This window comes from Wenzhouxiangella sp. XN201, assembly GCF_011008905.1.
Lineage (GTDB): Bacteria > Pseudomonadota > Gammaproteobacteria > Xanthomonadales > Wenzhouxiangellaceae > Wenzhouxiangella.
The window spans coordinates 38,020-46,112 of sequence record NZ_JAAIVI010000021.1; the positions used below are offsets into that span (position 1 = coordinate 38,020).

Consider the following 8,093-nt stretch of genomic DNA (forward strand, 5'->3'; position numbering starts at 1 on the left):
AGCCATGTTGAATCGAACCACACTGGCGCGGCCGTATGCCCGGGCCGCCTTCGAGGCGGCGAGCGCCGACAATACGCTCGAACGCTGGAGTGATGCACTGACCTTTGCCGCCACCATGGTGGGCACCGAGGAAATGCATTACCTGGTGGGCGATCCGCGAATGGGCGGCGAGCGCGTACTGGAAGTGTTCATCGAAGTGGGCAAGGATCGCTTCGACGAGGCGTTTCTCAATTTCCTGCGTATCGCGATCGCCAATGGCCGGCTCGAGTTGCTGCCGGAGATTTCCGAGCAGTTCGAGGAGCAGCGCCGTCAAGCGGATGCGCGAATCAAGGTGCAGGTCATCTCGGCGATGCCGATGGATGATGAGCAGACCGATCGCCTCGCAGACCGGCTCAAGTCCCGCTTCGGCCGCGAGATCGAAATGGACGTCGAAGTGGATGAATCCCTGATCGGCGGAGCGATCATTCGCGCCGGCGATCAGGTGATCGATGGCAGTGTTCGCGGTCGGCTCGAGCAGCTCGGCCGCCAGATGACTGGATAGATGAACCGGTCCCGGCACCAGTGCCGGATCGAAATAAATTGATTGTTCAAGGATGCAATGATGCAGCAGACCCTCAACCCGACTGAAATTTCCGATCTGATCCGCAAGCGCGTCGAGCAGTTCGAAATCTCTTCCGAAGCACGCACCGAAGGCACGGTGGTCAGCGTCTCCGACGGCATTTGCCGACTGCACGGGCTGGCCGACGCCATGCAGGGGGAAATGATCGAATTCCCCGGCGATACCTACGGCCTGGCGCTCAACCTCGAGCGCGATTCGGTCGGCGCCGTCGTGATGGGCGACTACACGCATATCAGTGAAGGCGACACGGTTCGTTGCACCGGCCGCATCCTGGAAGTGCCGGTGGGTGAAGCGCTGCTGGGTCGCGTGGTCGACTCGCTGGGCAATCCGATCGACGGCGGTGGTCCGATCGATACCGACCGCACCGAGCCGATCGAGAAGATCGCCCCGGGCGTGATCGACCGCCAGAGTGTCGACCAGCCGGTTCAGACCGGCCTGAAGTCGATCGACGCCATGGTGCCGATCGGCCGCGGCCAGCGCGAACTGATCATTGGCGACCGCCAGACCGGCAAGTCGGCCGTGGCGATCGACGCGATCATCAACCAGAAGGGCAAGGGCATCAAGTGCGTCTACGTCGCCATCGGCCAGAAGGCCTCTTCAGTGGCTTCGGTGGTGCGCAAGCTCGAAGAGCACGGCGCCATGGAACACACCATCGTGGTCGCCGCCAATGCCTCCGACTCGGCCGCGCTGCAGTACATCGCGCCGTACGCCGGCTGTGCCATGGGCGAGTACTTCCGCGACAAGGGTGAAGATGCCCTGATCGTCTACGACGATCTGACCAAGCAGGCCTGGGCCTATCGCCAGGTGTCGCTGCTGCTGCGTCGTCCGCCGGGCCGTGAAGCCTATCCCGGCGACGTCTTCTATCTCCACTCGCGCCTGCTTGAGCGCGCCTCGCGCGTGAACGCCGAATTCGTCGAGCAGAATACCGGCGGCAAGGTCAAGGGCAAGACCGGTTCGCTGACCGCTCTGCCGATCATTGAAACGCAGGCCGGTGACGTGTCCGCCTTCGTGCCGACCAACGTCATCTCGATTACCGACGGCCAGATCTTCCTCGAGACCGACCTGTTCAATTCGGGCATTCGTCCGGCCATCAATGCCGGCCTGTCGGTTTCGCGCGTGGGCGGCTCGGCCCAGACCAAGATCATCAAGAAGCTCGGCGGCGGTGTCCGCCTTGCGCTGGCCCAATACCGCGAGCTGGCGGCGTTCTCGCAGTTCGCCTCCGACCTGGACGAGTCGACCCGCAAGCAGCTCGAGCGCGGCCAGCGCATTACCGAGCTGATGAAGCAGCCGCAGTACTCGCCGCTGTCGGTCGCCGAAATGGCCGTCAGCCTGTTCGCGGGTAACGAGGGCTACCTCGACGATCTGCCGCTGAACAAGGTATCGGACTTCGAGGCCGCGCTGCGCGACCACATGAATGCCGAACACGAAGATCTGATCAAAAAGATCAACGAGAGCGGCGACTGGAACGACGAGCTCAAGGAAGAGCTGCGAAAAGCCTGCGACGAGTTCAAGAAGACCGGCAGCTGGTAAGCGTCACTGACCGAACTGGAGTTTTGGGAACCGCAGATTACGCAGATATACGCCGATTCAAGTGAGAAAGTACCAATCTGCGGCAATCTGCGAAATCTGCGGTTCCAGGAAACCAACACGAAACTGAGAAGCATATGAGCGGATCAAGAGAGATCGTCGGCCAGATAAAGAGCGTCAAGAACACTCGCAAGGTGACGAGTGCGCTCGAGATGGTTTCGGCCAGCAAGATTCGCAAGGCGCAGGACCGGATGGAAGCCTCGCGGCCTTACGCGCGGATGATGCATCAGGTGATCGGCCATCTGGCCCACGCCAATCCCGAATACCGCCACCCCTTCACGGTCGAGCGCAAGGAAGTCAAGCGCGTCGCCTACATCGTGCTGGCGACGGACCGTGGCCTGTGCGGCGGGCTGAACACCAACCTTTTCCGTACCCTGCTGGGCGAGTTCCGGCAGTGGCAGGAGCAGGGCGTGGAGGTCACCACCGTGCTGATCGGGCGCAAGGCCGCACAGTTTTTCCGGCGTCTGAAGATCGAAGTCTCGGCGGCCACCCAGGATCTGGGTGAAAGGCCGCGCCTCGAGGATCTGATCGGCTCGATCAAGGTGGTGCTCGACGGCTACCGGGAAGAAAAGATCGATCGGGTTTACCTGTGCTACAACCGCTTCATCAACACGATGACCCAGCAGGCTGTGGCTGAACAGGTTCTGCCGCTGCCGCCGTCCGAAGACGAGCCCATGCTGCAGTACTGGGACTACATCTACGAGCCCGATGCCGAGCAGCTGCTCGACGACGTGCTCACGCGCTATGTCGAGTCGCTGATCTACCAGGCCGCCCTGGAAAACGTGGCCAGCGAGCAGGCCGCGCGCATGGTCGCCATGAAGAGCGCCTCGGACAATGCCAGCGACCTGATCGACGACCTGCAATTGGCCTACAACAAGGCACGGCAGGCCTCGATTACGCAGGAGATTTCCGAGATTGTGGGCGGTGCCGCCGCGGTCTGATGGGCTGCTCAAGGTACGTGAAACGAATTGAAAACCCGGCTGTACTCGAACAAGTGCCGCCAAACATATACTGAGGTCGAAGCATGAGTTCTGGAAAGATTGTTCAGATTATCGGTGCCGTCGTGGACGTGGAATACCCCCGCGGCGAAGTTCCCAACGTCTACGATGCCCTGACCGTCGATGACAAGGATCTGATGCTGGAAGTCCAGCAGCAGCTCGGTGACGGTGTGGTACGCACGATCGCACTCGGTTCGACTGACGGACTGACTCGTCACGTTCCGGTGACCAACACCGGCAAGCCGATCAGCGTGCCCGTCGGCAAGCAGACACTGGGCCGGATCATGGACGTGATGGGCAATCCCATCGACGAAGCCGGCGAGATCGGCGAAGAAGAGCGCTGGTCGATCCACCGCCAGGCGCCGGCCTTTGACGAGCAGGCCGCCAGTAACGAGCTGCTCGAGACCGGCATCAAGGTCATCGACCTGATCTGCCCGTTCGCCAAGGGCGGCAAGGTCGGCCTGTTCGGCGGCGCCGGCGTGGGCAAGACCGTCAACATGCTGGAACTGATCCGCAACATCGCCATCGAGCACTCCGGCTACTCGGTGTTCGCCGGCGTGGGCGAGCGAACCCGCGAGGGCAACGACTTCTACCACGAGATGAAGGATTCCAACGTCCTCGACAAGGTGGCGCTGGTGTTCGGCCAGATGAACGAGCCGCCGGGCAACCGCCTGCGCGTGGCCCTGTCCGGCCTGACGATGGCCGAGTACTTCCGCGACGAAGGCCGCGACGTGTTGATGTTCATCGACAACATCTACCGTTACACCCTGGCCGGCACCGAGGTGTCCGCCCTGCTCGGCCGCATGCCGTCCGCGGTGGGCTACCAGCCGACCCTGGCCGAGGAAATGGGGATGCTGCAGGAACGCATCACCTCCACCAAGACCGGTTCGATCACCTCGATCCAGGCCGTCTACGTTCCGGCCGATGACCTGACCGACCCGTCGCCGGCCACGACCTTTGCTCACCTCGATGCCACCGTCGTGCTGTCGCGCCAGATTGCAGAGCTGGGCATTTACCCGGCCGTCGATCCCCTCGACTCGACCTCGCGCCAGCTCGATCCGCTGGTCGTTGGTCAGGAGCACTATGACGTTGCCCGCAAGGTGCAGGGTACGCTGCAGCGCTACAAGGAGCTCAAGGACATCATCGCCATTCTCGGCATGGATGAACTGAGCGAAGAGGACAAGCAGACCGTCGCGCGAGCACGCAAGGTCGAGCGCTTCTTCTCGCAGCCGTTCTTCGTTGCCGAAGTCTTCACCGGTTCGCCGGGCGTTTACGTGTCGCTCAAGGACACGATCCGCGGCTTCAAGGGCATCGTCGATGGCGAATACGACCACCTGCCGGAGCAGGCCTTCTACATGGTCGGCACCATCGAAGAGGCTGTGGAGAAAGGCGAAAAGATGGCTGAGAAGGCGGCTTAAGGAATGGCCTCCACGATTCATTGCGACATCGTCAGCGCCGAGGCCGAGATCTTTTCGGGCGAGGTCACCATGGTGGTGGTCACCGGCGAGGAAGGCGAGCTCGGCATCGCACCCCGGCACGCGCCGCTTCTGACCCGGCTCAAGCCCGGTCAGGTGCGAGTCATGCTGCCCGAGGGTGGTGAGGAGTTCTACTACATCTCCGGCGGCATGCTCGAGATCCAGCCGCACGTGGTGACGGTGCTGTCGGATACCGCCCTGCGAGCCAGTGACCTCGACGAGGCGGCCGCATTGAAGGCCAAGGAAGAAGCCGAGCGTGCCATTGCCGATCGCTCCGCGGACCTGGAAGTGGCACAGGCCCAGGCGCAATTGGCCGAGGCGATGGCCCAGCTTGCAGCGCTGGAACGGCTCCGCAAGCAGCTCAAGCGCTGATCAATCGGCCGCGCCGGCCCAGAATAGCTGATCTTCAGGATGCCCCGGCTGGACCGGGGCATTTTTTTGCCTCGATGCGGTCTATTAGGAAAATCTGGTATTCTGCATGAAAAGGGAAACAGGAGAAGTTCATGACAAGACTGCATTGGGTACTCTTGGTCATGTTTCTCGTCCTGGGGGTCGCGGGTTGCGGCGGCGGTGACGCCCTGCCCGACAACCAACGCCTGATCGAGGCATTTGAACAGGGGCGGACGGGAATCTGGGTCAGCGGTCATGGCACCGTCAACCAATTGATCGGCGATGAGACCGTCGACGGCGAGATTCATCAGCGCCTGGTCGTGCGTGTCAGCGATGGCCTGTCGCTGATCATCCGCCACTCGGTCGAGGCCTCCGACCGGATTCCGCTGCAGCAGGGCGACACGGTTGCATTCCAGGGCCGCTACGAGTGGAACGGCCGCGGCGGCATGCTCGCTCGAACGCATCATGATCCCGAGCAGCCTGGCGGCGGCGGCTGGATCCGCCACAACGGCACGCTCTACGACTGACGCGGCCCGCGCCGCGGAAGATCTGCTCCGCTTAAGGCTCGTCGCCGCTGAAGCTTACCGGCTCGGCGCCGGACACCTCGCCAATGGTCGCGCTTTCGTGCACATAAAGCTGGACTTCGCGCTCGAAGTTCAGCGGCCCCTCGACGCGCACATCGGCGCCGATGATCACTTCCGGCGGGCTGCCGATCTGCAGGCTGAAGCCCGTCGAGCGCTTCATGGTCAGTGGGCCATTCACCTCAGTGCCGGCATCGAGCCGGATGCTGCCATTCTGACTTTGTATGCCCGCCAGCTGCACGCCCGAGAGGCTGATCAGACCGTTGACGCTGACCACTTGTCCGGTAATGACGGTCTTCTCTTCGGCCATGACTGAGCCGTTGACGGTTTCGACATCGCCTTCGATATGAGTGCCCGGCCCCAGGTTAATCTGTCCATTGACGTTCGCGATACCGCCATCGACAGTCACATCTTCGGTCAGTCGAATGCGGCCGTTGACGTTTTCAATGCCCCCCACAGTTGATCCGCCTTCAATGCTGATGCTGCCGTTGACGCTCGAAACCTCGCCGTTCACACGGCAGTCGCGGCCGATTTCCACCGCGCCGTTGACCGCCGAAATGCCATTGTTGAGGACCGAGCCATCCTCGAGTACAAAGCCTTCGCTGAATGGCCCGCAGGCGGCAACAAACAGTCCCGCCGCCAGAAAAGGAATCAGTTGTCGTGTGAGCATGAAGCACCTCCTGAATTGACCCCTCCAGCATGCACTGACACCACTTGTCATGCCAGTGCCTGAAGTCATGCTCCCGTCAGGGCCAGCGACTCGAAGTCGAACAACTCGCGGTCACACAGCTGGGACGGCGCCACCTTTCCCAGGGCACGGAATATGGACATCTTCCGTCCGGGCTGCTGACGTTCCCACTCGGCCAGCATGGCCTTGATCTGCTGGCGCTGCAGATTGGGCTGGCTGCCGCAGAGGTCGCAGGGAATGATCGGATACTCCCGTACTTCGGCCAGCCTTTCCAGATCCGCTTCCAGGCAATAGGCGAGCGGGCGAATGACCATGTTGTCGCCGTCGTCGCTGAGCAGCTTCGGCGGCATGGCCTTGAGCGTGGCGCCGTGGAACAGGTTGAGGAAGAAGGTTTCGACAATGTCGTCCAGGTGGTGACCCAGTGCGATCTTGGTCATGCCGTGATCGCGCGCAAACTGATAAAGCGTGCCCCGACGCAGGCGCGAGCACAGTCCGCAGGTGGTCTTGCCCTCCGGCACGACGCGCTTGACCACCGAGTAGGTGTCCTTCTCGATGACGTGCCAGTCGACGCCAAGCGACTCGAGGTAGTCGGGCAGAACGTGCTCGGGAAAGCCCGGCTGCTTCTGGTCGAGGTTGACGGCAGTCAGCTCGAAATCAATCGGTGCGGCTTGCTTGAGTCCCAGTAGCAGGTCAAGCATCGCGAAGGAATCCTTGCCGCCGGACAGGCAGACCATGACACGGTCGCCGTCGGCAATCATGTTGTAGTCAGTCACGGCCTGCCCGACCTGGCGGCGCAGACGCTTGATCAACTTGTTGGTGTTATATTGCCGTTTGCGCGAGCGTATGTCGGTCGGCTGGTCGTCGACAACGGTCAGCGGCAGGCTGGCGCGGTTCATGGTGGCGCTCCGAAATTGTTCCCAAGCATCTCATTCTAGCGGCAATAGTGACTAAAGACTTCGCCGAAATGACAGCTCGCCTGCACGAGCTCCGCCAGGAGCACCGCGACCTCGACCAGGCAATCGAGCGCATGGCCGACAGCGCCTCCGTCGATCAACTGCAATTGCGGCGACTCAAGAAGCGCAAATTGCGGTTGCGTGATCAGATTGCATGGTATGAGAGTCAGTTGATTCCTGATCTCGATGCCTGATCGGTGGTTGACGCCACGGGTCGCGGCGCGGGCCTCGACACTTCAAAGGCGGTTTCGCCCGGCTTGCTTCGCAAGTTGGGCACTGGACTGGCTGATGCCACTTGTCGCAGTGGAGGCCTCGACAAGTCAACTTCTGTTCCGCCCGCCTGCTTCGCAGGCTGATGGCGGGTAACTTTTTTCCCGCGCGAAAAAAGTCACCAAAAAACGCGCTTAAAAGCAGGCGGTTGCGCCTCAAGATCCTTCAGGCGGAGTGGCTTCACGGACTGTGACTGGGGCTTTGCTTGGGCCCGGCTGCGGAACATGCTGGCTTGCGATGACGCCTGCAGCGGCCCGCATCTGGCACTAAGACTTCGAGTGGCGTTCCAGCCCCAACCACTGTTCCACGATCAATCGAAGCCGACCCCGATCGAGGTCGTGCTGTCTGGGTGCGGGCTACGCCAGGGCCTTATCGAAAACGCCATGTTTCACGACCGAACACTAGCGAAGGCACGAACGGTATCTCCGTTAAGCCCAGGAGCCTTCTGGTCCTGCGGACCAACCGCGTCTTCTAAGAGCGTTTTTGGTGACTTTTGTCGCGACTGACAAAAGTTACTCGCCCAAAGAGCTTG

General features: G+C 61.6%; 9 protein-coding genes. 7 read left to right on the plus strand and 2 right to left on the minus strand.

Going from position 1 to position 8,093, the window contains the following annotated elements:
• Positions 1 to 4: 4 nt before the first annotated feature.
• The 6 genes from G4Y73_RS11810 (at position 5) to G4Y73_RS11835 (ending at position 5,596) form a co-directional block, all read left to right on the plus strand.
• Positions 5 to 541, plus strand: a complete 537-nt coding sequence (locus G4Y73_RS11810; protein WP_164231864.1) for a F0F1 ATP synthase subunit delta — start codon at positions 5 to 7, stop codon at positions 539 to 541.
• A gap of 60 nt (positions 542 to 601) precedes the next feature.
• On the plus strand, positions 602 to 2,149 hold the full coding sequence (atpA, locus tag G4Y73_RS11815) for a F0F1 ATP synthase subunit alpha (RefSeq protein WP_164232173.1): 1,548 nt from the start codon (positions 602 to 604) through the stop codon (positions 2,147 to 2,149).
• A 134-nt stretch (positions 2,150 to 2,283) separates the two neighbouring features.
• On the plus strand, positions 2,284 to 3,147 hold the full coding sequence (gene atpG / locus G4Y73_RS11820; RefSeq protein ID WP_164231865.1) for a F0F1 ATP synthase subunit gamma: 864 nt from the start codon (positions 2,284 to 2,286) through the stop codon (positions 3,145 to 3,147).
• An 83-nt stretch (positions 3,148 to 3,230) separates the two neighbouring features.
• Positions 3,231 to 4,622 carry a F0F1 ATP synthase subunit beta gene (atpD, locus tag G4Y73_RS11825; RefSeq protein ID WP_164231866.1) on the plus strand — a complete coding sequence of 464 codons (1,392 nt, stop codon included), beginning with the start codon at positions 3,231 to 3,233 and terminating at the stop codon, positions 4,620 to 4,622.
• A 3-nt stretch (positions 4,623 to 4,625) separates the two neighbouring features.
• Entirely contained in the window at positions 4,626 to 5,051 is a 426-nt protein-coding gene (locus tag G4Y73_RS11830) for a F0F1 ATP synthase subunit epsilon (protein WP_164231867.1), read from the plus strand.
• 131 nt (positions 5,052 to 5,182) lie between these two features.
• Positions 5,183 to 5,596, plus strand: a complete 414-nt coding sequence (locus G4Y73_RS11835; protein WP_164231868.1) for a DUF3465 domain-containing protein — start codon at positions 5,183 to 5,185, stop codon at positions 5,594 to 5,596.
• Between the two features lie 31 nt (positions 5,597 to 5,627).
• Here G4Y73_RS11835 and G4Y73_RS11840 read toward each other — a convergent pair whose 3' ends face one another.
• Both G4Y73_RS11840 and ttcA read right to left on the minus strand, forming a co-directional pair.
• Entirely contained in the window at positions 5,628 to 6,320 is a 693-nt protein-coding gene (locus G4Y73_RS11840; RefSeq protein ID WP_164231869.1) for a hypothetical protein, read from the minus strand.
• Between the two features lie 65 nt (positions 6,321 to 6,385).
• A complete protein-coding gene (ttcA, locus tag G4Y73_RS11845; protein ID WP_164231870.1) occupies positions 6,386 to 7,234 on the minus strand; it encodes a tRNA 2-thiocytidine(32) synthetase TtcA in 849 nt (282 codons plus the stop codon).
• Between the two features lie 68 nt (positions 7,235 to 7,302).
• Between ttcA and G4Y73_RS11850 the strand changes: the two genes are divergently transcribed.
• The gene (locus G4Y73_RS11850; protein WP_205596632.1) at positions 7,303 to 7,485 is read left to right on the plus strand and encodes a DUF465 domain-containing protein; all 183 of its coding nucleotides are present in this window, start codon (positions 7,303 to 7,305) and stop codon (positions 7,483 to 7,485) included.
• Positions 7,486 to 8,093 lie beyond the last annotated feature (608 nt).